The following is a 26,784-nucleotide window of genomic DNA, read 5'->3' as shown; positions in this document are numbered from 1 at the left end:
TGAAATGAAAGAATCTGAAACGTTAGAGTTGAAGAAATCAACATCAGAATTGAAAGAAGCAATTATCTCGATAGTTTCTATTCTCAACAAACATCAGAAAGGGGAACTGTATTTTGGAATCAAAAATAATGGTGAAGTAGTTGGACAAACAGTTACTGAGAATACAATTAGAGAAATCTCCAAGACTATTTCTGATAATATTGAGCCAAAGGTATTCCCTAAAATCAATGAAATAACTTTGGAAGGAAAGAAATGTGTTTATGTTAATTTTACTGGAGAAAATATTCCCTATTATGCTTATGGCCGCGCTTATGTTCGTGTTGGAGATGAAGACAAAAAGATTAGTCCTCAGGAACTGGAACATTTCATCTTGAGAAAAAACAAAGATAAACTTCGTTGGGATGCTGGAATTTGCATTAAAGCGAAATTAGATGATATTGACGAGGAAAAGATAATAGTATTTGTCAAAAAAGCAGGTTTAGAATATAATTCTGTTGAAAGTTCTTTGGAAAAGTTAGGTTTATTGAAAGAGGGTAAATTATTGAATACTGCAATACTTTTGTTTGGAAAGCATCCTGAAACATTTTTTCCTAATGCCAAACTGCGCTGCGCAGTATTTGGAGAAACAACAGCAACTACTATCGATATGCAAGATTTTGTAGGAGATACATTTACCTTGATTGAAAAAGCAGAAAAATATATTTTAGAGAATATTCATATTGGAATGCAATTGGAAGGTCTCCAACGAATTGATGTTCCTGAGATTGATCGCACAGCATTTCGAGAAGCAATTATTAATGCATTTTGTCATCGCGACTATTATGAATATGATTCAGTAAACATTGCTATCTTCAAGAATCGTTTAGAGATTAGAAATCCTGGCGAGCTTTATGGTGGTTTAACTATTAAGAAGATTAAAACAGAAATGGTCTCAAAACGCAGAAATGAGCTTATTGCTGCTATGTTTCATCGAATTCATTTTGTAGAAAAATGGGGACGTGGTATTAGTCTAATTCTGTCTAAAGAACCAGCTACGGATTTTAAGGTAGTAGCAGGTATCTTTATCACCATATTCAAACGGAAGGGGGTAGAAAAGGGGGTAGAAAAGGGGGTAGAAAAACTCTCTGCAAATGAACAGAAAATAGTAGATATTATACAGGAAGACTCAGCTATTAGTAAAGCGAAAATAGTTGAAAAAGGTAAATTAAGTAAAAAGACCGTTGAGTATAATATTGAGAGTTTAAAGAAGAAAGGAGTTTTAAAGAGGGAAGGTTCTGCAAAAGGCGGATATTGGAAAATACATATTCAAAAATGATAAAAGTGAAATTATGAAACTCTCTATCATCATTCCAGCTCATAACGAAGAACAATATATTGGTAAATGTCTTCAGTCAATTAAACAACAGAAGATAAAAAACATCGAAATCATGGTAGTATGCGATAGCTGCACTGATAAAACTACTAAGATTGCCAAGAAATACACGAACAAAGTATATAATGTCAATTTCATGCATGTTTCAAAAGCAAGGAATTATGGATTAAAGAAAGCAACCGGCAATATATTCTGTTTTCTCGATGGAGATTGTGTTATTGAAGGCAATCTATTAGAAAAAGTTATCGAAAAAATAAATCAAGGTTATATTGGTGGAACTTGTAAAACAAGAGCTTTAGAAGATTCTTGGAAAAGCAGATTGTTTTGGCTGTTAGGAGAACCATTTAAACATATTTTCTTAACTGCTTCAGGATTTGTGTTTTCAACTAAAAGAATCAAATTCAGAGAAAATCTTAAAATTGCAGAAGATACTTATTTTATTCTAGACTTAAAGAAACAAGGTAGGGTTGTTTACATAACAAATGCCTCTATTAAAACATCTTCAAGAAGAATGGAACAGCAAGGATATGTGAAAACTTTATTCTGCCAAGTAAGGGGATTTTTTTGGAAAAGAGACCATAAGTATGATATAGTAAGATAAGAGGTTATTATGGAAAAAGCAACATTTGCCGGTGGTTGTTTCTGGTGTATTGAAACTGCATTCAAGATAAAGAAAGGTGTTAGCAAAGCTGTTTCCGGTCAATTCTTTCGCCAATTGGAAGCGACGTCAAGTACAGCATTCACTTCGTTCAGCTGTACGAACTATTATAAATAACAAATTACTTATATCTCTACTATGGAAAAAGCAACATTTGCCGGTGGTTGTTTCTGGTGTATTGAAACAGCATTCAAAATTAAAAAAGGCGTTAGTAAAGCAGTTTCTGGTTATACGGGTGGTAATCTCAAAAATCCTACTTATAAGGATGTCTGTTCTGGAACCACAGGGCATCTTCAAAATAAATGGGGAAAATAGATAGTACGTAATAAGTCTTCTATAGTTTTAGCGCCGGTTCAGCTTCAAAGGTGATTAAAGATTGGATTTTTCTCTCTGGAACTCCGAAAAATCCCCAATGTAAATATAGAAAAGCTTCACAAAAGTAGGCGCTAAAACCACATACTTATTACGTACTATAGATAAATAACTTTTTAAAGAAAAAGTATTTTATCCTTATTGGTGATGATATGAGAATTATTATGTTAGGGGCTCCTGGTGCTGGCAAAGGAACGCAGGCGCAGAAATTATCACAGCATTTTGGCATTCCGCAAATCGCAACTGGTGATTTATTTCGTGATCATATTCAAAGAAATACAGCTTTAGGAAAGAAAGCAAAGAAACTCATGGATAAAGGTGAGCTGATGCCTGATGAAATTACTATGGGGATGCTAAAAAAACGCTTAAAAGAAAAAGACTGTAAAAAAGGCTTTATTTTAGATGGGGTGCCAAGAACTCTTGTACAAGCTGAAATGCTTGACCAATTACTCCAAGAAGTGCATATGGAACTTAAAGCTGTTATTGCTTTTGAAGTTGATCCAGAAATTCTTGTTGAGCGATTAACAACACGATGGACCTGCAAAATTTGCAATAGAGTTTATAATGAAAACACTAATCCGCCGCAGCAAACAGGTGTTTGCGATGCTGATGAAGGAGAACTGTACCAACGCGATGACCAAAAAGAGGATGTGGTGAGGAATAGATTAAAAGTATACGAAGAAAAAACAAAGCCTTTACTTGAGTATTATGATAAGAAAGGATTGTTAAAGCATATTGACGGCATGGAAGAAATTGATACCGTATTTGAGAAGATTGTTCAGGCATTGGATTAAATGTTAATTACTTAAGCACTTTTATTTCCTTTATTTTTTCGAATTCTTTGTCGAATGTTGCGATATATTTTGCGCCTAAAGATTTTACTGCAATGATATTAGTGCAATCAACTAAATTAAGAGTGGATTTATTATCATTAAATAGTTTCCATGCCTCTTTAAGCAAGGTCTCATTGATAGATAAAATCATTGTTGAATTAAATAGTTTATTACCTATCATTAATGCATTTTCTTTCCCATATTTTCTCATTACGACGCCAACAACTTCATTAAATACATAATCTGAAGTAAAATATTCCCCATAAATATGTGTTTCAATAGCGCTCATAAGTTGTTTTGCTCGTTGATGAAATACATCATTTTCAATAAAACAAGAAAGAAAGATATTAGCATCGACAAAAATCATGGTTATTCACCATATAACATATCATCCATTTCTTGAGTAATGTTGACTTTTCCTTCAGGCCATTTTACTGTTTTTATATCACTAAATTTTGATTTTTTTCTACCGAGTTCCTGCTTAAATTTTAAGATAGCGAAGTTTAATGCAGTTCCAACTTTCATCTTCTTCTTTATTGCTTCTGCTTTAAATTCTCGGAATAATTCAGGATCAACATCTCTGATAGCAATTATGTTAGTCATGTTAACATGTATAACATGTATATATTTAAAGGTTGTTATTTTTATAAAAAATTATTGATTTTCTTTCTATTTCTCCACCGTTCTATCGCCGTAAGCAGCTTTCATATAATCACCTTTACTCATATGACATCGCACATAGATTTTTCCTTCAACACGTTCTAAGGAATAGGGAACATATACGATAGGGATGTGGTGATCGCCTGTGAAAAATTTAACAGGTCTTCCGAAAAACCATGGATTAAGTTCATGGAAATATGCCATTGGCGGGTAACCAGGATATTCTTTCCAGTCAAAACATATAGTAGGTCGCTGTGGATGATCATGATTTAAGTTAAGTCGAGTTCTTGCTTGTTTAAATTCTATTCTTAGTTCACCTGTTTCATGATCTTCAATAGATTTAAGGTAATCTAAAAGAAAAGTATGATCTGCAGGAAATATTCTCCTTCCATGAAATCGAGCTTGGTAATCCATAAACCAATCCCAATCTATTTGATGTTCTGGATCAAATACACTCAAGTTTACTTCTCTCTCAACAAGATGTCGAGATAATGGTTTTCCAGATGCTACAATCTTTTTAACTAAACTGGGTGATAAACAAGTTGGAGCCTGTAATTCTTCAAGAATACCCACTGCATGACTTGCTGCTCCATCATAATGTCTTACATGAGATAATCCGTCATGTCCAACTTTATACCAAACATTCATTAATCCTTCTTCAGTTACTTCATGCAGTTTATCTGCTGCAATCTCTGCTTCAACATCAAAATCTAATGCCATAGCTAACTCCCTACTTAACACTCTGTTGTGGTAACTAGAATGATATATCTATTTTATACCAGATATATCTGGTTTATAAGAAAATTTATATTTTATGCGCAACAGAACCAATCAATTTATTCTCAGCCTTCTGCAGATGCTCGCCGACTGTTGCATGGTTTAATTTCAAGGCTTTTGCAATCTGCTCAATAGTTAATCTCCGTGGTATTTTATAATAGCCTTGCTCAAAGGCATATTTGAATATTCTTTTCTGCTGCTCAGATAATAGCGTATGACTAAAATCAACTTCGCCTATGTATACTACCTTCATGTCACCAATCTTTTTAATTTCTTTCATAAGAATAGTGATTGCTTTTTTATCCAATAAACCAATATGCCAATATTCATAACCGCCATAAACCGTGTGATGCTCGAGAAAGAATCCATTATGTTTCTGAATCAAATTTTGGACATAGCTTTTCTGGTCAAGCATAACTAACAATAATAAAGTATCTTTAGAACGTTCTATTTCCTTGCATAATTTATATGCTTTTGATTTTTTAAGATGCTTGACAATGGCATCAAATTGCTTTTCATTGCCAGTGATATAATAAAAATATTGTTTTTGACGTGGATTTTTTGATTGAATGTCTATTACCGTAATATGATGCTGGGGAAATTTAGCGCTTAAAGCTGTTTCTGAGCAATTTCTATGTTTTATTTTAAAGCTGAATTTGAACATGAGAGTTCCTCAATGTGAATATTATCAGCTAATGTGCAAGAACTCCTTAATAAAACCATATGCTAAATTGTCAAAAAAGATAATCTTTATTAATAACAATACTTGAAACAATTATATGCAAAGCAAAAGAGTATTGGTTTTTGATGTTGATGAAACATTATTGAATGTAGAACGAGTATCTTTTTTAAGAATGATTAAACCTAACTATAAGGCATTAGAGGGAAAATCATTGTGGATAGACCAACGTGAATATTATATCTCACTTCGACCAAAGATTAAGGAAGTTCTTGCAGAATTACGGGAAAAATTTATACTCGTTGCCTATTCACTCGTGAGTAAAAAAATAACAATAGAAAAATTAGTATGTTTTGATTTGGATAGTTATTTTTTTAAGATATATGGTGAAGAAGATCTATTGGATGGTAAGAAATCATTAAGTATTATTGCAAAGGATCTTAATATTTCAAAACAAAACATCATTGCTGTTGATGATAAACCAGAACTTTATGATGATGCTACTAATATTATTAAAATCCAACCATGGTTTATAGGTGATAATGAAAAAGATTATTTAAGAACAATCTCAAGCAGTTTAATAACGTTTGCTTAGACAAAATCAAGTTCTGTTATATTTTTAATTCTTCCGGAAATGTATTCGTAAACAAATTTCTTATTTTCAATAAAATCATTAGTGAATATAATCTCTTTTAATGTTGATGTATTTATTAAACTAATAGTATTAAAATCTTCATCTGAAAAATTAAAATACGTCTGTAATGCATTTTTAACAGATATGCGTATTGTATTTTGAAGCATACTCTCTATTTTTTCGATATAAAGATGATCTAATTTTCTGCCAACATCTAATTTGATGAATCCTGAACTTATTTTATCTTCAGAAAATAATTTTGTATGGTCTATGGGAATTAGTTTATCTTGGTAAACAATAATATTGGCGCTATGTCTATCTTTATTACCTATTATCAAATCTAAAATAATTATTCTTTTAAGTTTTTTAATTTGTTTTTCATGTAAATCACTTATGTTATAGAGTGTTTTCGACAAGTTGTAATAATCCATCAGAATTCCTTGTTTTTGATCTATTATCGGTGATTCAAAAACATCGAAAAAATCAATACTCATCATTTTAGCCAGATCTCGAACTAATACTTCATTCCCTATTTCTTCTTTTGTTAATTCCTTGAATAAGAGAATTTTTCCGTTAATTTCATAATTATACAGACTATGTTTACCACTACCTATAGTTAGTTTCTTGAGTTTTTCCATATAGTTAATGCCAAGAACCCTTTAATAAAACCATATGCTTAATAACTATCATCTACTTTTGTTGGCTATCACCTCTACTTTATTGGCTATAATTTCATAAGAACCTTGATAGTTTTCAACCTTGCCAACAACAGTAATCTTATCATTTTTCCTAAATAATGGTGAAGGCTCGTTGAAGAGAACAACCGTGATGGTATTTTCTTGAGATAAGGTAATGAAAGTAGTATTATTCTTCGTTGCTATTTGAGCAATAGTTCCATTCAATTCCCGTATCATGCTTAAATCACTTGGCGACAGCTTATTAAGGTAAGATGAAGGAAAAGAAGTAGTACTCATAAATAAATAGAGTAATATAATGCCTAAACCTGAACAAATTAATGCTGAGAGAGTAATGGTTTTTTCTTGCATCCTGCGTTATTAGAAAAAGTGCTTTATATAATCATCGCTAAAAAAACATTATATTTTCCGATATTTTCGAAGGAATTACGGATTGAGGCTCTGTAGAAAATGTAGTTTTTGGCACCATTCCTGTGATTATCCTACCAATCAATAGGTGAGAAAAAAGGGAATTCCAATAGGAATTTTTTCCTTGCTATACATACATGAGATAATCACGGTGCCAAAACCTGAGCGTTAGCGAAGATTTTCTACAGAGCCAGGATTGAGGAAAGTTTTTAAATCATAATTAGCCTCTACCAAACATATTGAGGTGTTTACTATGACTGGAAATGTTTCTGAAGTAACAAAAAAGAATTTAGTTGCAATTATCGGCGGATCTGGCATTAATGATATGCCTATGTTTAAAGTCCAAGATGATCGATGGTTAACCTTTGATACTAAACATAAACTGACATTTCCTGACGGTTCAAAGACATCAGGTGTTGTCCATTACAAATTAGATGATGAAGCTAATCCTTCAGTGATTTTTATTCCTCGACATGGAATAGAAGGACATCGTCATGGTCCAAGTAGAACACAATATGGTGCTAATCTTATTACTGCTCGTAGGTTAGGAGCTACAGTAGTCATTGGTATAAGTGCTGTTGGTAGTCTAGATCGAGAGTATCCGGTGAGTTCCTTAGTCGTTCCAAGTGACTATGATGATCAAACAGGAAGGGACGATAACCTTTTTGGTATAGGTTTTGTTGTTCATGCTCATCCGAATCCTGCATTCTCACCTGAATTACGGGAAATATTACTAAAAACTGCTGGTGAAAAAAGATATTTTGAAGAAGTAAAACCTACAGGAACGTATGTCTGCATTCCTGGCGATCGGTTTGGAACAAGAGCAGAAGGGATAAGAAGATTGTATCATGGAAAAATTGTTGGCATGACTATTTGTCCTGAAGCTTCTATGGCAATGCAATTAGGACTGCATTATGCATGCGCTGCTATTGTCGTTGATAATAATTTTGATGCAAATCATGAAGGTGGAACTTTGAAAGTCATGGAAGAGTTATCTGCACCTGATAAAATGCCTGCATATGTCACTGAAGCCGTTAAAAAAGCTTGCGAATATGCAAAAACTGCTCAATCCATTCCACAGTTAAGAGGAAACATTATTCCTGATGATCTTAATAGAATACGTAATCCTCATTTAAGAGCAATTGCAAGTGATCTTGTAAAAGTTTATTGCAAATAATATTATTAAGCATTATTTTTATTTTATCTTTTTTTGGCATCCTTTATTCAGTATGCATTCTTGACACAATGGTTTAGTTCTGCAATATTGTTTAGCATGCTCTACTAATAATGCATGATATTCATTAAACAGTTTTTCATCCTCAAATACATTATCCATTAACATTTTCTGCAATTCATCATATGAAACATCATGTTTGCATAATCCAAAACGAGAAAAGATGCGTTTAGTATAAGCATCAATAACAAATATTGGTTTATTAAATGCATACAGTATAATCGAATCTGCTGTTTCTTGACCAATGCCTTTTACTGATAATAACAATACTCTTAATTGAGAAACATCTTTTTCCTTTAATTCAGACAAACTATGTTCTTTCAAAAACCTGCAAACTTCTTTTAAAGTTTTAGATTTTTGATTATGATACCCTGAACTCCGAATAATCGCAGCTAATGCAGGAGGTCCAATAGCAATGATTTTATTAATATCAATAAGAGCATGTTTGTTAAGTTCAACAATTGCTTTCTCAACATTCTTCCAACTGGTATTCTGAGTAAGGATGGCACCAAATATTACTTCCAGTATCTGTTTATCTGTTGTAGGACCGCCAGAATATTGAGGATGTAAACTACGGTATTCAGTTACTGGCCACCAACCTTGCAATTGGTAGTTATTGAGCAATATTTTGTAAATTTGTTCAAAAATTTTTGTTTTCATGGTATCCAATATTTTATCAGTTATTGTTCTATCTGCAATGATTATTTCTTTTTTTGTTTTTGTTCATTGAGATAAACAATTCCTAAAATACCACCAATAATTCCTAAAAGATTAAAACCACCAAAAACACTGGAAATAATAACCATTATCGAACCTTTCATGCATTTCTGTTGTTGTTTCATCCATACTGAACCAATAATCATAAGAATACTCATGATTAATTCAAAAGCTCCTAAAATAACAAAAATATAGCCAAACATTGCGACTGCAATCTTTCCAGCATCACTTGTTTGAGAAACACCTATAATGATGAACAAACCAAATATCAATATACTAAGACTTCCAAAAGTATTAAGAATTCCAGCTATCAATGCAAGGATAGATCCTACCTTGTTAAGCTCCATAATGTTGTTAAGAATTCAGAATTTATAAAACTAATTAAAGAATCATTTTAGTATCAAACAGTGATTACGTATATTTATATACTTAGGTAAGTTAATACTATAAGGTGCATAAAAATGTTTGAAAAATTTAAGTTTTGGAAACCTAAGCAAGATCCTCTTCTTTCATCAAATCGTGATTTTGGAACATTGCATGTTGGACCTGGAATGAATAAAGATGAACTGGGAATTAGCAGTGAATATGATTATAATCAATCAGGGTATACTCAAGATCCTTTTCAGCAAGGTGCAGGCATGCAACCACAGAATTATCCTGGATTTCAACAACAGCAGCAACCGCCAGCAAGACAGCAACAACAGGCGTATGGACAACAACAACCTGTTTTAGTGAGAGAATATGACCATACAGGTTTGCAGCAGCAGACTGCATTTCAACCATCAAATCGCGATTTAGAACTAGTTTCTGCTAAACTGGATTCATTGCGGGTAAATTTAGATATGATTAACCAACGGCTTGCAGTTATTGAAAAAGAACTTCAAAACAGACATAGAGGATGGTAAGAACTTTCTCATGGAATATAAAAAATATGGATTACTCATTATAGGTATTTTTATTCTTGATCAATTAACTAAGTTCATTATTCGATCAACATTCAGCATTGGTGAAACAAGATTCTGGATTCTTACCTATATACAAAATACCGGCGCAGCATTTGGTATGTTGCAGGAAAAAGTATATTTATTGTCATGGATTTCATTAATTGCTCTTGGAATTCTCGTGTATTTATTTACAATCGTTGAAAATCATTTTAAACTGCCACTTGCATTAATTCTTGGGGGAACAATAGGAAATGGAGTAGACAGATTTTTATTCCATTATGTTGTTGACTTTATTGATTTCAGAGTTTGGCCTGCATTTAATATTGCTGACAGCGCCATTACGATAGGAGGAGTGATGATATTCTGGTACCTTTTGAAAGAGAAATAATAAATTCAATTCAGGAATGTTGAATATTAGTATCTAAGAAGACTTTTGTCTTGCCCATTTCACTGCCTCAGTGGCATCTTCTGTAGTTATTCTGTGCTTCTTGAATTGTTTCTCAATTTCTTTAGATAACTTTTGAAACTCTGCTTTTACATTTGGTATTTCTACTTTCTTAAATAGTATCCCGCCTTTTACATGAAATGGAACAAATCTATCTCCAGGTGTAAAACCTTCATCTATTCTAATCTCTTGTGGAACTACTAATTGTCCCTTAGGACTCATTTTTACAAGATCATTCTCCATGTTGTTTCCCTCGATTATACTATTAAACTGTATAACTGTTAAACTATATAAATTTTCTCCTGTTTTTGATAAAATTAGTAAATGAAGATATAAATACTATCAAAGCGTTTATAACCTCTAATTAATTCCTTCAAGCATGACTCCCGCAGCAACATTAACTGAAGAGTTAACAGAAGCATTAAATGGAAACGATTGGGTTAAAACCAGACAATTTTTTGCTGACAAAGAAGAAATCAGAACAGCCTATTTTAGCCTTAGTGAGATATCAAATCAAAAGAAATCAGATGATCTCGCTAATAGAAGAGATCATCGAAAAAAGAAAAAACAACCGTTTGATTTAGAATCATTATTAAAAAAAGCAGTTCAGCCAAGATGGAAGTCACCTTCAGACAAAAAATGGGAAGTTCTAAAAGCGTTTTATGGTGCTAGAATATATCTTCCACTGCCGTTTATCGTCGTAAATCATCGTGCAATAAGCAATGGTTCTTTAGAAAGATTAACTTATTTACAAGAACGTCATGGCTCAGAACAAACAAACCATATAGTTTCAACTATGCCAAGTGTTTTAGGCTGTTCGCTTTCACGAACTCAAGGAATATATCAATTTCTTGACAGCCGTCATACCGAGGAACAAACAAACCATATAGTTTCAACCCTGCCAAGTGTTTTAGGCTGTTCGCTTTCACGAACTAAAGGAATATATCAATTTCTTGACAGCCGCCATACCGAGGAACAAACAAACCATATAGTTTCAACCCTGCCAAGTGTTTTAGGTTATTCGCTTTCACGAACTAAAGGAATATATGATGAAATGAATCAAAAAGTAAGTAATGGAACTCAGTATATTGATCGGTTTCCATTAATATTATATTGTTCGGTAAAATTAATCAAAAAAAAGTCTCTTCAAGAAATATTAGATATTGTGAGAAAGCTTGAAGAACGTGTTAATCGCCGTCAAATTTCGATGTTTACTGAAGATGGATATGATATTACTGAACGAGCGCAATATCGCGCATTTATTGATGGTCGGTATGCTTAATAAATTATTCTCGTTTATTTCCGTCACCACCTAGTTACTACTTTTATCGTCGACAAAAAGAAAGATTTAAATAATATCAACAGCTCCAAATATCCATGAAAAAGAGCTACTATGCGGCTATTGGGTTTGTGCTCGCAATTCTCATCTTAATGTTTTATGCCTTGCGAAATCTTGATCTTGAGGTGTTCAAACTTGAATTTTCATTAGTTATATTTGTATTTTTCTTGAGTTTGTATGGCTTTTTGTTATTAAGCAGAAATAAAAAAGAGGGTTGGAGAGTCTTTCTTAGTTTGTATTTACTCTTGATTGCAAATGGGGCATTTCTCTTTTATGCCTCATCGTCAACCTTGGAGCCATTAGATGAAGGATATAGTTTCCTAGTGATTTTCGTATCATTGATGGGAGTGTGCTATGTAAGTTCAAAATTACTTTTTAAACATAAACGAAAGCTGCCGCGAAGCAGAGTAGTAAAAATTCCTGAAGCAGCTCCTGAGATTGAGATCATTAATGATATTAATCCTCAATCAATTAAGAGAACAACAACACGAAGCATAAAAGGAGTGAGGAAAAGACCAAAAAAGAAGAGATAAATAATAAAGAATACTATTTTAACTCATAGCGCATATTTCTTTCTCTGTTGAAACAAACTCTCGATAAACTCCATCTAAAAAAATTAATTGCGCGTCTAAAGCTTCATGCAATGTTTTTCTTACTTTTGCCTGTGTTTTTTCATCAACGGCATATTTTTCTATAATTGATTCCCATAATTTTGCATGTTTAAGGTCAATAAAAGAGTGTATATAAAAATATTCCAAGCCATCTTTGCTGGTGATATTATAAAATTCCTGCAAACCCTGCATCTTCGTTAAAGAAACTTGAGGGACTTGTTGCTCATAAGCAAATAATGCGCCAACACCTTCAATAAAAGACCTATTTCTAACATTATTATTAAAAAGAGTGATTGCTGCTCTTGTTTCAGGAAGCAAAGATGCTTCTTCAATTTCATGAGGTGATAAGCCCAAACTCTGTGCAAATTGCTGCCATAAGACACTATGTGATTTTTCTCCAGCATTAGTTCCAAGCTCTTCTTCAACCAAATTTCTAACGAGAGCTTGGCGTAAATGCATATCATTGCAATTTGCATGAACTGCGCTGATTAATCTCGGCCAATTATCAACAACAGCGTAATATTGAGCAGCATATCCTTGTAATGCTTCTAAACTTAATTTACCTTGATTCCATAATTGATAAAAAGGATGCTTAAGAATAGATTTCTGTTGAATGTCTTGTTTTAAAACTTCGATGAATTGCTTTGGTTCCATGTTCACCACGTTGACGATCAACAAACAGTGTAGTAGATTTTATTTATTAAGTTATTCTTTTTTATCGAGCAACCATGGAACTGCATGATGATTGATAGTTATTTGCTTCCAATACTCATAATGAGGAACACCAGTATTTTGCTGGATTGTTTGCAAAGTATGTGGCTGCCCTTGTTTGATAATAGCAAGAACATTAAGAGACAGAGGGTTTTGCAGTGCAGGATATTTTATGGTAAACAATGGTTTTAATTGAGGAAATTTAGATCCAAACTCTGAAAGAAGTTTAATATAGGTGAGGGTAGAGTGTTTAAACTGGTTATTGCCAGCATATATTTCATGCAATGACTCGCCAAAAGCATCTAATTTGTCAGCAAGAGAAACAAGTTGCGCTTCAATACAATCTTTATGAAGTGCATGAAGCAATAGTGATTGATAATTATAATTATTAACTGTTTTTGGATAGCGCATACTTAATTCGTCTATTGCCTTATCCTCATTCTGTTCATACTGACGCAGTTGTTCAGGAGTCATTTTTAATTTGTAATAAAGTTGAATATCACCGGTTATAATTTCAGCATCATCATGAACAAGTGCTAATGTTCTTGCTTTTTCTCCATCAAAGTTCGAGAAGACGTTGTTTGCAAAAGGCAGGAGAGTTTCTACAATCCACGATACGCGCTGGCTATGCATAAGAAGATCAGTTCTATAAAACATAGGATTGCAGATTGCAAAACGCTTGATAGATTGTAATGCATCTGATCTTCCAGTAAATGATTGAAATGAGATTTGATTAAAAAGCATATTGCAGCTGAATAGAATGTCTTTTAAAATATTTATATTGTACAATAATAAATCTATTAGATTAATTCAATTTATACTCTGTAATCAGACATAGGATATGTTATATAATTCTGCCTGCCCATAGAATCCCTGCACAATAACAGTCCTCTCTGACCAGTCTGAATGCTTACCTTATGTTCACTTAAGAATGCATCAACTAACGTTCTTAAGAGAGCTTCATCATGAAAAAAATTCATATCCATACAAGTATGCAACCATGAACAAAGAGTATCCAGACTATACTTTACTTCACCAAATCTAAATTCTGTAAACGCAGCTTTCTTTAATTCATCAATCATAGAACCGAGACGCAAGACTCTCTGCTCATAGGTAAAACCCCTTCCTGCTATTTCCACCATTTTAGTCCAGGTATGACCATTGACACTCACTCGGTCGGTAATTACTAAATAACCTTCAAGTGTACCAGCAGATCCAAAATTTCTCACGAGATACTGCTCATATTTTCCATCATATAATTTGGAATGATGTTTTTTCCATGCAGGAAAGTCAAGTAGAACTCCATTTTTTCTATATATATCTATACCAATATTATAAGCAGCTCTCATATCTGCTTCAGATATCTCTTTAAATGGTTCTATTTTTAAAGACATTTTACTAGGGAATGTAATTATAGGTTAAATTTTTTCTTATTCAAAACCTTTATAAATAACTTATCAGTTCAGAAGAAATACCTGTGATTTATGACAATCATATAAGATGATTGGAATGAGGTCTTGTAAATAACAAGGACTTCTTAGAAATAGATTTCAGGAAATGATACAAAATATACATAAAAATATCATTTTTATCAATGGGGAGGAAATCACTATGGCAGTTGAAAATGACAAAGTGTATGAGGCAATTGAAATTGCGCGAAACACCGGTAAGATTAAGAAAGGATGTAATGAAGTTACTAAAATTCTTGAACGAGGACAAGCAAAGCTTGTTGCCTATGCTTCAGATGTAAATCCTGCTGAAGTTGTTATGCACCTTCCTTTATTGTCTAAAGAAAAAGGAGTGCCTTGCTTTAAAGTGGGCTCGAAAGAAGAATTAGGCGCTGCAGCAGGACTCCAAATAGGAACCGCAGCAGTAGTCGTTGTTCATGAAGGAGAAGCTAAGAACCTTATTAAATCATTAAGCGATGCTTAACTGAGGGATTACTATGACTAAGGCAAAGATGACGCGGAAGCAAAGAGATGAGGAACAGACCGAAGTAAAAAAAGGAAGTGTTAATTTCACCCCTGCTGTTTCTGCGCGTATTGAAGAGATCATTGGAAGAACAGGAACGCGAGGAGAAGCCACGCAAGTCCGATGCAAGATTCTTGAAGGAAGAGATACTCACAAAATTATTGTTAGAAATGTTAAAGGTCCTGTGCAATTAGGAGACATTTTAATGTTGCGGGAAACTGAGATTGAAGCGCGGCAGTTAACGAAAGCCGGCCGTGGCAATAAATAAAAAAGATAACGAGAATTGATAGGTGTCACTATGGTTATATGCAGTTTTTGTAATAAAAATATTCCGCGTGGAACAGGAAAACTCTATGTTAAAAAGGACGGAAAACTTTTTTATTTTTGTTCAAGCAAATGCGAGAAAAACATGATTGTTTTAAAAAGAAAACCTCGAATGACACGATGGACAGGATTATTTCATAAATTAAAACAGGAGCTGGGAAAAGCGCCTGCAAAACATAGTTCTGAAGAGGAAATTAAAGAGGCGAAGACAAATGAGCAATCCGAGTAATCACATTCAGCAAACATTGCTTCTGCTTAAGCCGGATGCAGTTGAACGAGGATTAATCGGGCAGATTATTCAGCGTTTTGAAAATGCCGGCCTTAAAATAGTGGGCATGAAAATGGTGTGGATGGATCATGTTTTTTCCCAAAAGCATTATGCTGCCCATGTCCAAAAAGCATTCTACAAATCTTTGGAAGAGTTCATGACTTCAGGACCTATTATTGCTATGGCAGTTGAGGGAATTGAAGCAGTAGAAATTGTCAGGAAAATGACAGGTGCTACTGAACCAAAAGCTGCTCAGCCAGGAACAATCCGCGCAGACTTTTCCCATCATAGTTATGGTTATGCAGATGCTAAAGGAATTGCTATTAAAAATTTAATACATGCATCGGGAACATTAGAAGATGCTAAAAAAGAAGTAGCATTATGGTTTAAAAAAGAAGAACTCCACAAATATAATTGTGTGCATGATAAACATACCAAATAAAAAATTCTAGGTGAATGATAATGGCAGAAAAAATGGTTGATCGTGTTATGAGGATTATGAAAAACAAGGCTCAGATTAGAAATATTGCTATTTGTGCTCATATTGATCATGGAAAAACTACATTCTCTGATAACTTGCTTTGCGGAGCAGGCATGATGAGTGAAGAACTTGCAGGAAAAGCACGGGTCTTGGATTTCCACGAAGACGAAATTCAGCGAGGAATTACCATTGATTCTGCATCAGTATCGATGGTTCACGAACTTGAAGGCAAAGAATATCTGATTAACTTAATTGATACTCCTGGTCACGTTGATTTTGGCGGCGACGTAACGCGGGCAATGAGAGCTGTTGATGGATGCATTGTACTTGTTTGCGCAAGCGAAGGTATTATGCCGCAGACTGAAACCGTATTAAGGCAGGCATTAAAAGAACGAGTAAAACCAATTTTATTTATCAACAAAGTTGATAGACTCATTAAAGAACTCCAATTAACACCTGAACAAATGCAAGAGCGTTTTGTTAAAGTAATTACCAGTTTAAATCAATTAATTATACAAATAGCAGGAGAAGAACAAGGCAAGCGGGCGCAAGTAAGTGTTCAAGAGGGAAGCGTTTGCTTTGGAAGCGCTTATCATAATTGGGCGTTATCAGTTCCTTATATGCAGAAAAAAGGGATTAGCTTCAAAGACATCATTCAAGCTTACAAAGGAGTTAATGAAGAGCATAAAGAATTAAAGAAAAAAGCTCCAATTCACGAAGTTATTCTTAATGCAGTTATTACTCATTTGCCAAACCCTGAAGTTGCCCAGCAATATAGAATTCCAAAATTATGGCATGGTGAACTTGAAAGTGAAGAAGGAAAATCTTTGCTGACCTGCAATCCTGACGGCCCATTATTTTTAGTTATTACTAAGATTGTAGTTGATCCGCAGGCAGGAGAGATTGCAACAGGAAGATTATTTGCCGGCACCGTTAAGAAAGGACTCAGTGTCTATTTAAATCGCGCAAAACAAAATGCGCGGGTACAGCAAATCTTTATTTACAACGGCGCAAAGCGGGAAATTGTTGACAATGTTCCTTCAGGAAATATTATTGGTGTGGCAGGCTTGAAATCAATGCCAGGTGAAACAATTACCTTGCAGCCAACTGAACCATTTGAAGAAATCACTCATTTATTTGAACCAGTAGTTACTATTGCAATTGAAGCTAAAAAGCCAAGCGATTTGCCAAAACTAGTTGAAGTGTTAAGAGTTGTCAATAAAGAAGACCCTGGTGTTAAAGTTACTATCAACGAAGAAACTGGCGAGCACTTGATAAGCGGTATGGGAGAATTGCACTTAGAAGTTATTGAAAACAGAATTAGAACTGAAAAAGGCGTTGAGGTAAAATCTTCTCCGCCAATTGTTGTTTATCGAGAAACTGTCGGTAAAGCAAGCGCGGAAGCAATGGGAAAATCTCCTAACAAACACAATCACTTATTTTTTACGGTTGAACCTATGCCTGATGTTATTACTCAAGCTATTGGAAAAGGTGATATTTCTCCAGGAAGGACAAAAAAGAAAGATTTTGGCTTGAGAGACAAATTAGCAGAGATGGGCATTGATTCAAAAAAAGCTGAAAAACTCAAAGATGTTTATCAAGGCAATATGCTATTTGAAACAACACGAGGACAAGTCCACTTAATTGAGATTATGGAACTTGTCTTGGATATGTTTGAAGAAGTTATGCGCGCTGGACCTTTAGCGCGAGAGCCTTGCACTAAATTAATTGTAACTTTAACTGACTGTAAGCTGCACGAAGACGCAATCCACCGAGGTCCTTCACAAATTTATCCTGCAGTACGGGAAGGTATTAAAGAAGCAATGGCTACTGCACGACCATTATTATTTGAGCCTGTGCAAACATTATTGTTTGAAGCTCCTGTTGAATATACAGGTGAAATCTCAAAGCTTGTTTCATCAAAACGCGGCCAATTATTGGATATGCAGCAGGAAGGAACTATGGTAAGTATAAAAGCAAAGTTGCCGGTAGCTGAACAATTTGGATTAAGCAATGCATTGCGATCAGGAACTGAAGGCCGAGGATCAAACTCACTCATTGACCAATCTTTTGAAAAGCTGCCAGAAGAACTGCAGCAGAAGATTATCAAGCAAATCCGGGACAGGAAAGGATTGACTGAAAATCAATAATTCGTCTTGTTGATTATTTTATTTATTTTTATTCTCTTTTGCAACAAAAAACATTTTGAACGTTTAGAAAAATTTGGATTGGCATTATTGTAAGTTACCACCACAGAAACGAAACATTTAAATATTTGTGGGGGTAACTTTATGATAATGGTATTTATACGAGAGAAGGAAGTAAAAGGAATAAAGTACAAATATATCGAAAAACATCTCCGCTTACCTGACGGCACTACAAAAAAAATATCAAAAATTATTAGAAATAATATTGAATTAAAAAGATTAGATAAGTCTTTCTTTATTAATAAAGAGAAAGAGATTTTTGCAAATTTTGCTATAAACAAGTATACTTTCCATCATCCCTTAAGCAGGGAGGAAATAATAAAAATAGAATCAATGAGAGTTGATTATAAAAATATAATGAATCAACTCAAAAAGAAAAATGCATTAAAAGACCTTCTTGATAGATTTACGGTTAATTTCACCTATGAAACAAATGCGCTTGAAGGCAATTCATTAACCTTAAAGGATGTTGCAATAGTATTATTTGAAAATGCAACAATTGTCGGTAAAGATCTTCGAGAGATTTATGAGACAAGGAATGCTCGAATCATAGTTGATCTATTCATGCAAAAGAGAATAAAAATAGATCATAAAGGTATTATAAAGATACATAGTATTTTGATGCGAGAAATTGATAAGGAAAGAGGATATAAAACACTTCCAAATTATATATTAGGCTCAAATCTTAAAACTTCTCTTCCTGAAAATGTTTATAAGGATATGAATGATTTACTTGTATGGTACCATAAAAACGAACATAAGATATATCCCTTAGAACTAGCGGTATTATTTCATGGGAAATTCTTAAAAATACACCCATTTAAAGACGGCAATGGAAGAGTTGCTCGCTTCTTGTTAAATGCAATGCTTACAAACAAGGGTTATTCACCTCTGATTATACGAAAATCTCAACGAGTATCTTATCTTAAATGCCTACATACTGCAGATTTGGATAATACAACTCCCTTGATGAGGTTTATCATTGAAAAATTCAAAAAGACTTATAGAAATTTTTTTGAAGTGTATGCTACTTATGTCTAATTTAATGTCAATATATCTCTCACCCCACCATTCTCTTCACTTCAGAAAACGGCAAATAAACAGTATCAATCTTTGCTGCTGCTAAATAATCATGCAATGAACCATAGTTCTCAGGATCTAAATTAATTCCAGGAATCTTTTCTTGAACTCTTTGAATTGCTGATCGAGCATCCATGTTAGCATCGTTAATAATTAAAGCTCCAACTTCATAAAATTTAAGCAATTCATGAAGTACTTGAGCAAAGTATTGGTTTCGCAGCCTAACGCTTGCAGTAAGTGCAAGATCAGCAACTTGTGAAACTAGATCAATAGGTGATAAAGAAGGATCATATCCCTCATTAACGCCTGAATAAAGACCAAGTTGCTGGGATAGTTGAAAAGGAAGTGCTTTAATATAACCATGAACGTGATCTTTGAACTGTTGATCTGAATTAGGCACTGTTGATAGCTTAAGAATTGCGTCTTGTAGTTTTGTTAAAAGAACGGCATCTCGACAAAGAACTCTATCATCAATGCCATGAATAATGTATTCCCCTGATAAGGAAACATATCCATGAAAATCAAGTTTACAGTAAGCATCTGCATAAGTCATACGCTTTCCTGTCAGAATTTCGAAAACATCTCTTTGCCGTGTGAAATAAGGGTCTTCAAAAGGTTCTCTCGTTATAATTCGAGTATGACGTGATGCCTGTGCATAAGCAGACTCCATAAATAGTCTGCTTATGGCAACTCGTGGACGTAATGCATTAAAAAAGTGAGGATATTCTTGATTATGAATTCCAAGAGGTTCACCAATGACCAGTAATGTACGATCTCCCCCATAATTTCTAACCACAGGATTTACCCCTTGTTGCCTTAAGACTTCTGCAAGCCTATCTGTGGAGGTATATGTTGAACGCCTTTCAAGAGTTTCGCTTGCATCACACAGTAAATCCTCTGCTTGTTCAAGAAATGTTTCAATAGGTGTACGATTTGCATGGAGTAAGAGAAGTTCACCTAATACTGCAGCTAATCCACCGACAACTATTCTTCTTCCATGATTCACTTCTTCAGGCATGATAAGATGTTGTTTAAAATCACTATCGAATAATTTCTTTAATCTGTTCAGAGTATTTCTTTACATCCCATGGAATTTCAGGAATTTGCCCATACCATTGACGAGCAGTTGTGTCATATGCTAATAAATTTCCTCCGCCACCTTCAATTCTACCAATAAATAATGCCGGCCTTGGTGAAGAACCTGTCATAGTAAACCAGGTATTAATAAGAATCTCAAAATTATCTCCTTTAATTTGCGGTTCTAATGCTGGATCAACTTTAGGAGCAACTATAACATACAGAAACATCTTACCGATGAAAATACTTTTTGATTTTTTACTGATATCTTTAAATATTTGAAGATGTGTTTTCAATGTTTTTTCATCTAACACGATGACTTGTTTGACAAGAACATACCATCGAACAACTAAAAGATGCATTCTTTCTGCTACAAGATCAAACTGATAATCCTTAAATGTCGTATGTTGCTTAATATTTTTCCAGTGATAAGACTTGAGTTTTAGAGCTATATCGTTTAAATCCATGCTCCCAAGTAGCTTTCATACTATTTAATTGTTTTTATTTTGAGGCACAATCCAAAAAATGAGTGATATTGCGAAAATGCCTTCGGCAGCCACCATCGGCTCGGCTGTAGATGTTTGTTATGGAAGATGCTATCCTCTCTGGAACCTCGGATAGCATTTGATGAAACATCAGATAAGCCTCGCAAAAAAGATGGTGGCACTTTTCGTAATATCACTTACAAATTGGATTGTGCCTATTTTGAGGGATCAACTATTGCATGGTTGACCCTGCCATAATTTTTTCCTGAATGCTGAATGGAGAACGCTTGTTCAAGTTTGTTGCCGACACGTAAATAATAACCAACAACATTCCCCTTCCTAACCACAAATCTTAGAACTGCACTTTTCATAGGACTGCAATCATCGTAAGGTTCTAATCTATACTTCATCTCAAACGTCTCCCATAAAATACAATCATCTTCTGCTCCATGCTCTTGGACATACGCATTAATCTGTTGATGAGCTATCACTCCTAATCCAGAAACATCAAACGTTCCTGTTAGTCCTCTTCTTTTAATCCACTTATATCGATCTCTTACTGCAATTAAATCTGCATGAGGATGATCTGCCAACTTTCGAAAGAGATCTGCGTAATCATTTGGAGTATCCAATGCATTCAAGGGTATCACTAATGGATTCTCCAAAGAAAAATAAGCATCATCAAAATGAAAACGAGGAGCAGAACGCCTTTGTGCTAATCTTACCCAATCATCAAATCTTCGTTTATACTCTGTTTGAGTTATTTCACATAAGTTAAATCCGGTTGTATCCATTAAACATCACTACAAATAACAAAGTAACTATCTTGCAATTATAAACCTTTTTATGCTTGCGGCTTCATCCAAAAATAAGGTTAGCACCCTCAGGTCGAAACTCTTTGAAATACTCATTAAAAGAGGTCGGAGGGTTGGCTCCTTCGGAGCACGACCGTTTAAGCGAAGATAACACGCGAAGTTTCGAAGGTGCTAACCTGGCGGCAGCCATTTTTTGGATGAAGCCTATGCTTGCCCAGAATTTTGAAACCCTGAATGGTTTTCAAAATTCCTTATAATAACATTTATAAAGAGATGCTAATTTATGAAATGATACTGGAGCAGAACAAAAGCTCTAAGTAATAAAAAAGGAAAGAAAATTACTATATTTAAAAAGATTGTAATATAATTAATAGGAGGAATTGAATATGGTAGCTAATAAAGAACACATAAACCTTGTATTTATCGGACACGTTGACCATGGTAAATCTACTACTGTTGGTAGATTATTATATGACTCAGGTTCTATTGATGAACAAAGCATGCGAAAATTAAAGGAAAAAGCTCAAGAATTGGGTAAAGGCGGATTTGAGTTTGCTTTTGTTATGGACAATTTAAAGGAAGAGCGAGAAAGAGGAGTTACTATTGACTTAGCTCACAAAAGATTTGAAACAGCTAAGTATGATTTTACTATTATTGATGCTCCAGGACACAAAGATTTCGTTAAAAACATGATTACTGGTGCAAGCCAAGCTGATGCAGCTGTATTAGTTGTAGCAGCTAACGATGGAATTAACGCACAAACTAAAGAACACGTATTCCTCGCAAGAACCTTAGGTGTGGGACAATTAATTGTCAACATTAACAAAATGGATATTTCAGGTGTAGATCACAAAGAAGATCGTTATAACAAAGTAAAACAAGAAGTAAGTGTTTTACTAAAATCAGTAGGTTATAAACCTGAAACAGTTAACTTTATTGCAGCTGCTTCATTAAAAGGAGAAAACATTGTAAAACGATCAGATGCTATGCCTTGGTACAAAGGACCAACATTATTAGAAGCTCTTGATCAGCTAAAACTCCCAGATAAACCAACCAACTTGCCATTGCGAGTTCCTATTCAAGATGTGTATAACATCACAGGCATTGGGGTTGTGCCAGTTGGAAAAGTTGAAACTGGTATTATGAAAGTAGGCGACAAAGTAATATTTGTTCCAGGCAGGGAAGGTAAAGGTGTTAATGGTGAAGTTAAAACCATTGAAATGCACCACCAACAATATCAACAAGCTAAACCAGGAGACAACATTGGCTTTAACGTGCGAGGCATTGCTAAAAAAGACATTGCTCGTGGCGATGTTCTTGGACATCCGGATAATCCTCCAACAGTTGCAAGTGAATTTACTGCACAGATTGTAGTATTAAACCACCCTAGTGTTGTTACGGTAGGTTATACACCAGTATTCCACGTACACACTGCGCAAGTTGCTTGTCAAATTACTGAAATTGTTAAGAAAATGAATCCTGCAACAGGAGCAGAGATCACTGAGAACAAAGATATTTTAAGAAATGGCGATGCAGCTATTGTTAAAATCAAGCCAACACATCCTCTAGTAATTGAGAAACAAAAAGAATTCCCTCAATTATCAAGATTTGCAATTAGGGACAGTGGTTCAACGGTTGCAGCAGGAATGTGCATTGATTTAGTTAAAAAAGTTTAAATGTATAAAATAATGTATGCTAATTTTCAATTAGCATACTAGGTAAAAAACCATGCAAAAAGCAAGAATAAAATTATCTAGTACCGACATAGACAAGATCAACCAAGTATGTGAATATATTAAAGATATTACACAAAAAACTGGTGTTGATATGCGTGGACCTATTCCTTTACCAACTAAACGATTAAAATTAACTACAAGACGAAGCCCATCTGGTGAAGGTAAAGCTTCTTGGGAACGATATGAGATGCGTATTCATAAAAGACTTCTTGATATGGGTTTAGATGAACGTGCATTGCGGTTAGTAATGAGAGTTCCTATTCCTGAAGGATTGAATATTGAGATAGAGATGTTGGAATAGACCTTATAGGAAATATTATTTATTATACTTGTCTTCTTAATTGTTCATACTCTTCCCTATTTAATTTAACCTGCTTTAGAATTTCTCCCAATAAGCTGATACCGATTTCTTCATTGCCATGAACTGGAACAACTGTCACTCTACCATCTGTATGTTTAAACCTGACATGACTTCCTTTGCCATGAATTTGTTCAAATCCTAACTTTAATAATATTTTACACAATCTTCTTCCAGAAATTGGTACTAATTTTGTCATCTTTGAACTTGAATTTGTTGAATTCCTATAAATTTCATTGGCTCAATTTCTTCATGTTCTGCTTCTAAACAAACTTCAATCGCCTCTTTTATACGTTCCAATAATTCAGGAATAGTTTTGCCTTGTGTATAGCATCCTGGAATATCAGGAACCTTAGCAATATACCATCCATCTTCGCCTTGTTCAATAATTATAGTAAAATCAACTTTTTTATTTGCCATATTATAATAATATCTATTGTCTATATAAAATTATCGTAACACAGGGCTCTGGTGAAAATCTTTCAGGTTTTAGCGCCAGTTCAGCTTCAAAAGTGATTAAAACATTGGATTTTTCTCTCTGGAACTCCGAAAAATCCCCACAGTTATCTAAAAAAAGCTTCACAGAATGGGCGCTAAAACTACATTTTCACCAGAGCCGTAACACAGAAATTGAAGGAAGCATTACATTTATAAAAAAGGCAGTACCTCATGATTCCTATGCCGTCGTGGCACAATCTGGTAATGCGCAGGACTGGAAGTTCATGTTTTGAAACCTGCTATCCTGTTCCCGCAAGGGTATCTCGGTTCAAATCCGGGCGACGGCGTTTATTTTATAAAGAAAATATATAAACACCCTATTCTTCACAATATTTGATAGTTATGATTGGACAAATAATACTACTTGGAGTACTCATCTTATTATCAGCCTTTTTTTCATTGATTGAAACTGCGTTTATGAGTGTCAGCAGTTTAAGAATGATGCATTTAGTTGAGCAACAGAAGAAAAATGCTGATATTGTTAAAAAATTAAAAGATGATACTCCTACATTGCTCAGCACTATCCTCATTGGAAATAATTTAGTCAATGTTGGATCGTCAGCGCTTGCTACGGTTATTACTCTAGAGCTATTTCAACAATATAATCTGCCCTTTCAAAATCCTATTGCAATTACTACAGGAATTATGACGTTTATGTTGTTGGTGTTTGGAGAAATCACTCCTAAAACATTAGCCACACAGCATGCAGAAAAAATTGTGCTGTCATTAGCTAAATTAATGAGATTTACGGTCGTTCTCTTTTGGCCGTTAACTTTTGTGTTAAACAAAATTACTAGTTATATTACTAAAATATTTGGCGCGACAACACGACGACCGTTAGTGACTGTGGACGAATTGAAAACCATGATCAGCATAGGCGAACAGGAAGGAGAGATTAAAGATATTGAGAAAAAAATGATTCACAACTTATTTAATCTTGATAAAACAAGTGTCAACAAAATTATGGTGCCGCGGCACGATATGTTTGCCCTTGACGCGAATAAAAAACTTCATGAAGTGCTTGAATCCATCTTATTATATAATTATTCACGTGTCCCAGTTTATGAGACTACTAAGGATAAAATTATTGGTATTTTGTATATCAAAGATATTCTTAATCATTTGAAAAATAATAAACTGGATGTCCGTGTAGCAGATATGATGAAAGAGCCATTCTTTGTTCCTGAAACCAAAAAAATCGACACTTTGCTGCACCAATTCAGGAAAAGAAAGCAGCATATGGCTATTGTCATTGATGAGCATGGCTTAGTCATAGGATCAGTAACTATTGAAGATATTCTTGAAGAAATAGTGGGTGAAATTAAAGATGAAACCGATATTGATGAACAGCTTATTAAGAAAATCAAGCATCATGAATGGATCGTTGAAGGCAGAGCAGAAATAAAAGAGCTTAATAAAGAATTAAAGCTTGGCTTGAAAGAAACACCTGATTTTGACACCCTTGCAGGTTATGTTATGTTTAAACTAGGAAGAATCCCGCGCGAAAAAGAGCAGCTTAAAGTAGGCGGAGTTTTATATATTGTTGAAGAAAAGCAAAGCCAAAGAATTAAATCAGTAAGAATTATTAAATTAAAAGATAAGAAATAATTAGCTCAAACTTTCAAATACTCTTCTTACTTCATCAGCACTATGACCTAATTGAAGTGCTGCTTTTTGGCAATCATCTTTATCAATTGTTGATATTATTCTTTGAAAACTTTTTTGTGGAACAAATTGAATAATCTTCTCAACTAATTGCTGTGGACTTTGTTGTGTATACCAAAGCAATGCAAATATATCACAAATATCTTTTACTTTCTTGTGTTCTTTATCACGCAACTGCAAGGCATTGAACTTTGTAGCTAGCAACAGTTCTGGCTTTGGCAACCATAGTTTTTTGTTAAACCCTTTAACTTCTTCTCCATACAAATAATTTTCAAAAACAAACCTCAGCAAAGGTTCATCCGCAGGATTAAAATGAAAAAAACGCTTAAAGTTCTGGGGAATATTATCAACCAAAACATCAACATACATGGGGAAAATAAAATGCGCTGGAATAATTGTTCCTTCTCCAATCTCTTCTTCTGTTTCAGTATGTATTTCTTTTAATAATCTGAACGAAACAGATTTAAACTTCAGTTTCTTTTGTAAGATGTCTAAAGAATGATATAAGGGAGAATTCTCCATTTGTTCCATTGTTGCGTTTTTATCAAGATGAAATCCTAAATCAATATCCCTGCTTCCTAAATATGGTCTTCCTTGAGCTTTCTGAAAATCCTTATTCACATGGAGAAATACTGCCCATCCTCCAAGAATACAGATTGGTTCATCTAATGCAGCAACTACTTCTTGCAAATATTTGTAGGATGTTTTTGTTTCAAATTCAGCATACATA

Annotated in this window: 38 protein-coding genes and 1 tRNA gene; 21 read left to right on the top strand and 18 right to left on the bottom strand. The window is 34.1% G+C overall.

What is annotated here, in order from left to right; all coding sequences use genetic code 11:
* Window positions 1-4: 4 nt before the first annotated feature.
* The 5 genes from HYY69_01075 (at window position 5) to HYY69_01055 (ending at window position 3,196) form a co-directional block, all read left to right on the top strand.
* Window positions 5-1,315: a putative DNA binding domain-containing protein gene (locus HYY69_01075; GenBank protein ID MBI3032038.1), complete on the top strand. Its 1,311-nt coding sequence runs from the start codon at window positions 5-7 to the stop codon at window positions 1,313-1,315.
* Between the two features lie 13 nt (window positions 1,316-1,328).
* Complete coding sequence (locus tag HYY69_01070; GenBank protein MBI3032037.1) at window positions 1,329-1,973, top strand: glycosyltransferase family 2 protein; 645 nt, start codon at window positions 1,329-1,331, stop codon at window positions 1,971-1,973.
* 9 nt (window positions 1,974-1,982) lie between these two features.
* Window positions 1,983-2,147 (top strand): peptide-methionine (S)-S-oxide reductase, encoded by a 165-nt coding sequence (locus HYY69_01065; protein MBI3032036.1) that lies wholly within the window; start codon window positions 1,983-1,985, stop codon window positions 2,145-2,147.
* A gap of 21 nt (window positions 2,148-2,168) precedes the next feature.
* Window positions 2,169-2,345, top strand: coding sequence for a peptide-methionine (S)-S-oxide reductase (locus tag HYY69_01060; GenBank protein MBI3032035.1), 177 nt, complete (start codon window positions 2,169-2,171; stop codon window positions 2,343-2,345).
* A gap of 209 nt (window positions 2,346-2,554) precedes the next feature.
* Window positions 2,555-3,196, top strand: coding sequence for an adenylate kinase (locus tag HYY69_01055; GenBank protein ID MBI3032034.1), 642 nt, complete (start codon window positions 2,555-2,557; stop codon window positions 3,194-3,196).
* A 7-nt stretch (window positions 3,197-3,203) separates the two neighbouring features.
* Here HYY69_01055 and HYY69_01050 read toward each other — a convergent pair whose 3' ends face one another.
* The 4 genes from HYY69_01050 to HYY69_01035 form a co-directional block, all read right to left on the bottom strand.
* Window positions 3,204-3,602: a type II toxin-antitoxin system VapC family toxin gene (locus tag HYY69_01050; GenBank protein ID MBI3032033.1), complete on the bottom strand. Its 399-nt coding sequence runs from the start codon at window positions 3,600-3,602 to the stop codon at window positions 3,204-3,206.
* 2 nt (window positions 3,603-3,604) lie between these two features.
* Complete coding sequence (locus HYY69_01045) at window positions 3,605-3,838, bottom strand: hypothetical protein (protein ID MBI3032032.1); 234 nt, start codon at window positions 3,836-3,838, stop codon at window positions 3,605-3,607.
* Window positions 3,839-3,904: 66 nt separating this feature from the next.
* Window positions 3,905-4,615: a hypothetical protein gene (locus HYY69_01040; GenBank protein ID MBI3032031.1), complete on the bottom strand. Its 711-nt coding sequence runs from the start codon at window positions 4,613-4,615 to the stop codon at window positions 3,905-3,907.
* Window positions 4,616-4,700: 85 nt separating this feature from the next.
* Entirely contained in the window at window positions 4,701-5,336 is a 636-nt protein-coding gene (locus HYY69_01035; GenBank protein ID MBI3032030.1) for a helix-turn-helix domain-containing protein, read from the bottom strand.
* Between the two features lie 115 nt (window positions 5,337-5,451).
* Between HYY69_01035 and HYY69_01030 the strand changes: the two genes are divergently transcribed.
* Window positions 5,452-5,946, top strand: coding sequence for an HAD hydrolase-like protein (locus HYY69_01030; GenBank protein MBI3032029.1), 495 nt, complete (start codon window positions 5,452-5,454; stop codon window positions 5,944-5,946).
* Here HYY69_01030 and HYY69_01025 read toward each other — a convergent pair.
* On the bottom strand, window positions 5,943-6,623 hold the full coding sequence (locus HYY69_01025; GenBank protein ID MBI3032028.1) for a hypothetical protein: 681 nt from the start codon (window positions 6,621-6,623) through the stop codon (window positions 5,943-5,945). The two genes, HYY69_01030 and HYY69_01025, sit on opposite strands and share 4 nt — an antisense overlap.
* A 48-nt stretch (window positions 6,624-6,671) precedes the next feature.
* Window positions 6,672-7,031, bottom strand: a complete 360-nt coding sequence (locus HYY69_01020) for a hypothetical protein (protein MBI3032027.1) — start codon at window positions 7,029-7,031, stop codon at window positions 6,672-6,674.
* 310 nt (window positions 7,032-7,341) lie between these two features.
* On the opposite strand from HYY69_01020, the gene HYY69_01015 reads away from it, so the two are divergent.
* On the top strand, window positions 7,342-8,265 hold the full coding sequence (locus HYY69_01015; protein ID MBI3032026.1) for an MTAP family purine nucleoside phosphorylase: 924 nt from the start codon (window positions 7,342-7,344) through the stop codon (window positions 8,263-8,265).
* A gap of 18 nt (window positions 8,266-8,283) precedes the next feature.
* Here the strand turns inward: HYY69_01015 and HYY69_01010 are convergent, their stop codons facing one another.
* Window positions 8,284-8,982 (bottom strand): hypothetical protein, encoded by a 699-nt coding sequence (locus HYY69_01010; GenBank protein MBI3032025.1) that lies wholly within the window; start codon window positions 8,980-8,982, stop codon window positions 8,284-8,286.
* Between the two features lie 41 nt (window positions 8,983-9,023).
* Window positions 9,024-9,386, bottom strand: coding sequence for a DUF4064 domain-containing protein (locus HYY69_01005; protein MBI3032024.1), 363 nt, complete (start codon window positions 9,384-9,386; stop codon window positions 9,024-9,026).
* Window positions 9,387-9,500: 114 nt separating this feature from the next.
* On the opposite strand from HYY69_01005, the gene HYY69_01000 reads away from it, so the two are divergent.
* Window positions 9,501-9,944, top strand: a complete 444-nt coding sequence (locus HYY69_01000; protein ID MBI3032023.1) for a hypothetical protein — start codon at window positions 9,501-9,503, stop codon at window positions 9,942-9,944.
* 10 nt (window positions 9,945-9,954) lie between these two features.
* Complete coding sequence (lspA, locus tag HYY69_00995) at window positions 9,955-10,371, top strand: signal peptidase II (protein MBI3032022.1); 417 nt, start codon at window positions 9,955-9,957, stop codon at window positions 10,369-10,371.
* A 33-nt stretch (window positions 10,372-10,404) separates the two neighbouring features.
* Here lspA and HYY69_00990 read toward each other — a convergent pair whose 3' ends face one another.
* Window positions 10,405-10,671, bottom strand: a complete 267-nt coding sequence (locus HYY69_00990; GenBank protein ID MBI3032021.1) for an AbrB/MazE/SpoVT family DNA-binding domain-containing protein — start codon at window positions 10,669-10,671, stop codon at window positions 10,405-10,407.
* A 136-nt stretch (window positions 10,672-10,807) separates the two neighbouring features.
* On the opposite strand from HYY69_00990, the gene HYY69_00985 reads away from it, so the two are divergent.
* Window positions 10,808-11,710 (top strand): hypothetical protein, encoded by a 903-nt coding sequence (locus tag HYY69_00985; protein ID MBI3032020.1) that lies wholly within the window; start codon window positions 10,808-10,810, stop codon window positions 11,708-11,710.
* Between the two features lie 95 nt (window positions 11,711-11,805).
* Window positions 11,806-12,300 carry a hypothetical protein gene (locus HYY69_00980; GenBank protein ID MBI3032019.1) on the top strand — a complete coding sequence of 165 codons (495 nt, stop codon included), beginning with the start codon at window positions 11,806-11,808 and terminating at the stop codon, window positions 12,298-12,300.
* A gap of 18 nt (window positions 12,301-12,318) precedes the next feature.
* Here the strand turns inward: HYY69_00980 and HYY69_00975 are convergent, their stop codons facing one another.
* The 3 genes from HYY69_00975 to HYY69_00965 form a co-directional block, all read right to left on the bottom strand.
* On the bottom strand, window positions 12,319-13,032 hold the full coding sequence (locus HYY69_00975; GenBank protein MBI3032018.1) for a CADD family putative folate metabolism protein: 714 nt from the start codon (window positions 13,030-13,032) through the stop codon (window positions 12,319-12,321).
* A 51-nt stretch (window positions 13,033-13,083) separates the two neighbouring features.
* Window positions 13,084-13,833: an HD domain-containing protein gene (locus HYY69_00970; GenBank protein MBI3032017.1), complete on the bottom strand. Its 750-nt coding sequence runs from the start codon at window positions 13,831-13,833 to the stop codon at window positions 13,084-13,086.
* Between the two features lie 71 nt (window positions 13,834-13,904).
* On the bottom strand, window positions 13,905-14,483 hold the full coding sequence (locus HYY69_00965) for a hypothetical protein (protein MBI3032016.1): 579 nt from the start codon (window positions 14,481-14,483) through the stop codon (window positions 13,905-13,907).
* Window positions 14,484-14,700: 217 nt separating this feature from the next.
* Here HYY69_00965 and HYY69_00960 point away from each other — a divergent pair, with 217 nt between their 5' ends.
* The 6 genes from HYY69_00960 (at window position 14,701) to HYY69_00935 (ending at window position 19,381) form a co-directional block, all read left to right on the top strand.
* Window positions 14,701-15,021 (top strand): 50S ribosomal protein L7ae, encoded by a 321-nt coding sequence (locus HYY69_00960; protein MBI3032015.1) that lies wholly within the window; start codon window positions 14,701-14,703, stop codon window positions 15,019-15,021.
* Window positions 15,022-15,049: 28 nt separating this feature from the next.
* Window positions 15,050-15,328: a 30S ribosomal protein S28e gene (locus tag HYY69_00955; GenBank protein MBI3032014.1), complete on the top strand. Its 279-nt coding sequence runs from the start codon at window positions 15,050-15,052 to the stop codon at window positions 15,326-15,328.
* A 30-nt stretch (window positions 15,329-15,358) separates the two neighbouring features.
* The gene (locus HYY69_00950; protein ID MBI3032013.1) at window positions 15,359-15,613 is read left to right on the top strand and encodes a 50S ribosomal protein L24e; all 255 of its coding nucleotides are present in this window, start codon (window positions 15,359-15,361) and stop codon (window positions 15,611-15,613) included.
* Complete coding sequence (gene ndk / locus HYY69_00945) at window positions 15,597-16,094, top strand: nucleoside-diphosphate kinase (protein ID MBI3032012.1); 498 nt, start codon at window positions 15,597-15,599, stop codon at window positions 16,092-16,094. The genes HYY69_00950 and ndk overlap by 17 nt, the downstream gene beginning before the upstream one ends.
* Window positions 16,095-16,108: 14 nt before the next feature.
* Window positions 16,109-18,283 (top strand): elongation factor EF-2, encoded by a 2,175-nt coding sequence (locus HYY69_00940; protein MBI3032011.1) that lies wholly within the window; start codon window positions 16,109-16,111, stop codon window positions 18,281-18,283.
* A gap of 147 nt (window positions 18,284-18,430) precedes the next feature.
* Window positions 18,431-19,381, top strand: a complete 951-nt coding sequence (locus HYY69_00935) for a Fic family protein (protein ID MBI3032010.1) — start codon at window positions 18,431-18,433, stop codon at window positions 19,379-19,381.
* Window positions 19,382-19,400: 19 nt separating this feature from the next.
* Here HYY69_00935 and HYY69_00930 read toward each other — a convergent pair whose 3' ends face one another.
* From HYY69_00930 to HYY69_00920, 3 genes are all read right to left on the bottom strand, one after another.
* A complete protein-coding gene (locus HYY69_00930; GenBank protein MBI3032009.1) occupies window positions 19,401-20,438 on the bottom strand; it encodes a hypothetical protein in 1,038 nt (345 codons plus the stop codon).
* Between the two features lie 22 nt (window positions 20,439-20,460).
* Window positions 20,461-20,964, bottom strand: coding sequence for a hypothetical protein (locus tag HYY69_00925; protein ID MBI3032008.1), 504 nt, complete (start codon window positions 20,962-20,964; stop codon window positions 20,461-20,463).
* Between the two features lie 233 nt (window positions 20,965-21,197).
* The gene (locus tag HYY69_00920) at window positions 21,198-21,776 is read right to left on the bottom strand and encodes a hypothetical protein (protein ID MBI3032007.1); all 579 of its coding nucleotides are present in this window, start codon (window positions 21,774-21,776) and stop codon (window positions 21,198-21,200) included.
* A 407-nt stretch (window positions 21,777-22,183) separates the two neighbouring features.
* Here HYY69_00920 and tuf point away from each other — a divergent pair, with 407 nt between their 5' ends.
* Window positions 22,184-23,473, top strand: coding sequence for a translation elongation factor EF-1 subunit alpha (gene tuf / locus HYY69_00915; protein MBI3032006.1), 1,290 nt, complete (start codon window positions 22,184-22,186; stop codon window positions 23,471-23,473).
* 52 nt (window positions 23,474-23,525) lie between these two features.
* A complete protein-coding gene (locus tag HYY69_00910; GenBank protein MBI3032005.1) occupies window positions 23,526-23,834 on the top strand; it encodes a 30S ribosomal protein S10 in 309 nt (102 codons plus the stop codon).
* 22 nt (window positions 23,835-23,856) lie between these two features.
* Here HYY69_00910 and HYY69_00905 read toward each other — a convergent pair whose 3' ends face one another.
* Both HYY69_00905 and HYY69_00900 read right to left on the bottom strand, forming a co-directional pair.
* Entirely contained in the window at window positions 23,857-24,090 is a 234-nt protein-coding gene (locus tag HYY69_00905) for a type II toxin-antitoxin system HicA family toxin (protein MBI3032004.1), read from the bottom strand.
* A complete protein-coding gene (locus tag HYY69_00900) occupies window positions 24,087-24,311 on the bottom strand; it encodes a type II toxin-antitoxin system HicB family antitoxin (GenBank protein ID MBI3032003.1) in 225 nt (74 codons plus the stop codon). The genes HYY69_00905 and HYY69_00900 overlap by 4 nt, the downstream gene beginning before the upstream one ends.
* A gap of 260 nt (window positions 24,312-24,571) precedes the next feature.
* Between HYY69_00900 and HYY69_00895 the strand changes: the two genes are divergently transcribed.
* Window positions 24,572-24,676 (top strand) — tRNA-Ser (locus tag HYY69_00895).
* Window positions 24,677-24,731: 55 nt separating this feature from the next.
* On the top strand, window positions 24,732-25,997 hold the full coding sequence (locus tag HYY69_00890) for an HlyC/CorC family transporter (GenBank protein ID MBI3032002.1): 1,266 nt from the start codon (window positions 24,732-24,734) through the stop codon (window positions 25,995-25,997).
* Here HYY69_00890 and HYY69_00885 read toward each other — a convergent pair whose 3' ends face one another.
* Window positions 25,998-26,783 carry a hypothetical protein gene (locus HYY69_00885; GenBank protein ID MBI3032001.1) on the bottom strand — a complete coding sequence of 262 codons (786 nt, stop codon included), beginning with the start codon at window positions 26,781-26,783 and terminating at the stop codon, window positions 25,998-26,000.
* Between the last annotated feature and the right edge of the window lies 1 nt (window position 26,784).

It is taken from the genome of Candidatus Woesearchaeota archaeon, from assembly GCA_016192995.1.
Lineage (GTDB): Archaea > Nanobdellota > Nanobdellia > Woesearchaeales > DSVV01 > JACPTB01.
The sequence above is the reverse complement of the archived record's forward strand: the minus strand, read 5'-3'. Positions and strand labels throughout refer to the sequence as shown.

Coding starts and splice junctions, on each gene's coding strand:
- HYY69_01075 (MBI3032038.1), top strand. CDS start 5: ATGAAAGAATCTGAAACGTTAGAGTTGAAGAAATCAACATCAGAATTG.
- HYY69_01070 (MBI3032037.1), top strand. CDS start 1,329: ATGAAACTCTCTATCATCATTCCAGCTCATAACGAAGAACAATATATT.
- HYY69_01065 (MBI3032036.1), top strand. CDS start 1,983: ATGGAAAAAGCAACATTTGCCGGTGGTTGTTTCTGGTGTATTGAAACT.
- HYY69_01060 (MBI3032035.1), top strand. CDS start 2,169: ATGGAAAAAGCAACATTTGCCGGTGGTTGTTTCTGGTGTATTGAAACA.
- HYY69_01055 (MBI3032034.1), top strand. CDS start 2,555: ATGAGAATTATTATGTTAGGGGCTCCTGGTGCTGGCAAAGGAACGCAG.
- HYY69_01050 (MBI3032033.1), bottom strand. CDS start 3,602: ATGATTTTTGTCGATGCTAATATCTTTCTTTCTTGTTTTATTGAAAAT.
- HYY69_01045 (MBI3032032.1), bottom strand. CDS start 3,838: ATGACTAACATAATTGCTATCAGAGATGTTGATCCTGAATTATTCCGA.
- HYY69_01040 (MBI3032031.1), bottom strand. CDS start 4,615: ATGGCATTAGATTTTGATGTTGAAGCAGAGATTGCAGCAGATAAACTG.
- HYY69_01035 (MBI3032030.1), bottom strand. CDS start 5,336: ATGTTCAAATTCAGCTTTAAAATAAAACATAGAAATTGCTCAGAAACA.
- HYY69_01030 (MBI3032029.1), top strand. CDS start 5,452: ATGCAAAGCAAAAGAGTATTGGTTTTTGATGTTGATGAAACATTATTG.
- HYY69_01025 (MBI3032028.1), bottom strand. CDS start 6,623: ATGGAAAAACTCAAGAAACTAACTATAGGTAGTGGTAAACATAGTCTG.
- HYY69_01020 (MBI3032027.1), bottom strand. CDS start 7,031: ATGCAAGAAAAAACCATTACTCTCTCAGCATTAATTTGTTCAGGTTTA.
- HYY69_01015 (MBI3032026.1), top strand. CDS start 7,342: ATGACTGGAAATGTTTCTGAAGTAACAAAAAAGAATTTAGTTGCAATT.
- HYY69_01010 (MBI3032025.1), bottom strand. CDS start 8,982: ATGAAAACAAAAATTTTTGAACAAATTTACAAAATATTGCTCAATAAC.
- HYY69_01005 (MBI3032024.1), bottom strand. CDS start 9,386: ATGGAGCTTAACAAGGTAGGATCTATCCTTGCATTGATAGCTGGAATT.
- HYY69_01000 (MBI3032023.1), top strand. CDS start 9,501: ATGTTTGAAAAATTTAAGTTTTGGAAACCTAAGCAAGATCCTCTTCTT.
- lspA (MBI3032022.1), top strand. CDS start 9,955: ATGGAATATAAAAAATATGGATTACTCATTATAGGTATTTTTATTCTT.
- HYY69_00990 (MBI3032021.1), bottom strand. CDS start 10,671: ATGGAGAATGATCTTGTAAAAATGAGTCCTAAGGGACAATTAGTAGTT.
- HYY69_00985 (MBI3032020.1), top strand. CDS start 10,808: ATGACTCCCGCAGCAACATTAACTGAAGAGTTAACAGAAGCATTAAAT.
- HYY69_00980 (MBI3032019.1), top strand. CDS start 11,806: ATGAAAAAGAGCTACTATGCGGCTATTGGGTTTGTGCTCGCAATTCTC.
- HYY69_00975 (MBI3032018.1), bottom strand. CDS start 13,032: ATGGAACCAAAGCAATTCATCGAAGTTTTAAAACAAGACATTCAACAG.
- HYY69_00970 (MBI3032017.1), bottom strand. CDS start 13,833: ATGCTTTTTAATCAAATCTCATTTCAATCATTTACTGGAAGATCAGAT.
- HYY69_00965 (MBI3032016.1), bottom strand. CDS start 14,483: ATGTCTTTAAAAATAGAACCATTTAAAGAGATATCTGAAGCAGATATG.
- HYY69_00960 (MBI3032015.1), top strand. CDS start 14,701: ATGGCAGTTGAAAATGACAAAGTGTATGAGGCAATTGAAATTGCGCGA.
- HYY69_00955 (MBI3032014.1), top strand. CDS start 15,050: ATGACGCGGAAGCAAAGAGATGAGGAACAGACCGAAGTAAAAAAAGGA.
- HYY69_00950 (MBI3032013.1), top strand. CDS start 15,359: ATGGTTATATGCAGTTTTTGTAATAAAAATATTCCGCGTGGAACAGGA.
- ndk (MBI3032012.1), top strand. CDS start 15,597: ATGAGCAATCCGAGTAATCACATTCAGCAAACATTGCTTCTGCTTAAG.
- HYY69_00940 (MBI3032011.1), top strand. CDS start 16,109: ATGATAATGGCAGAAAAAATGGTTGATCGTGTTATGAGGATTATGAAA.
- HYY69_00935 (MBI3032010.1), top strand. CDS start 18,431: ATGGTATTTATACGAGAGAAGGAAGTAAAAGGAATAAAGTACAAATAT.
- HYY69_00930 (MBI3032009.1), bottom strand. CDS start 20,438: ATGCCTGAAGAAGTGAATCATGGAAGAAGAATAGTTGTCGGTGGATTA.
- HYY69_00925 (MBI3032008.1), bottom strand. CDS start 20,964: ATGGATTTAAACGATATAGCTCTAAAACTCAAGTCTTATCACTGGAAA.
- HYY69_00920 (MBI3032007.1), bottom strand. CDS start 21,776: ATGGATACAACCGGATTTAACTTATGTGAAATAACTCAAACAGAGTAT.
- tuf (MBI3032006.1), top strand. CDS start 22,184: ATGGTAGCTAATAAAGAACACATAAACCTTGTATTTATCGGACACGTT.
- HYY69_00910 (MBI3032005.1), top strand. CDS start 23,526: ATGCAAAAAGCAAGAATAAAATTATCTAGTACCGACATAGACAAGATC.
- HYY69_00905 (MBI3032004.1), bottom strand. CDS start 24,090: ATGACAAAATTAGTACCAATTTCTGGAAGAAGATTGTGTAAAATATTA.
- HYY69_00900 (MBI3032003.1), bottom strand. CDS start 24,311: ATGGCAAATAAAAAAGTTGATTTTACTATAATTATTGAACAAGGCGAA.
- HYY69_00890 (MBI3032002.1), top strand. CDS start 24,732: ATGATTGGACAAATAATACTACTTGGAGTACTCATCTTATTATCAGCC.
- HYY69_00885 (MBI3032001.1), bottom strand. CDS start 26,783: ATGTATGCTGAATTTGAAACAAAAACATCCTACAAATATTTGCAAGAA.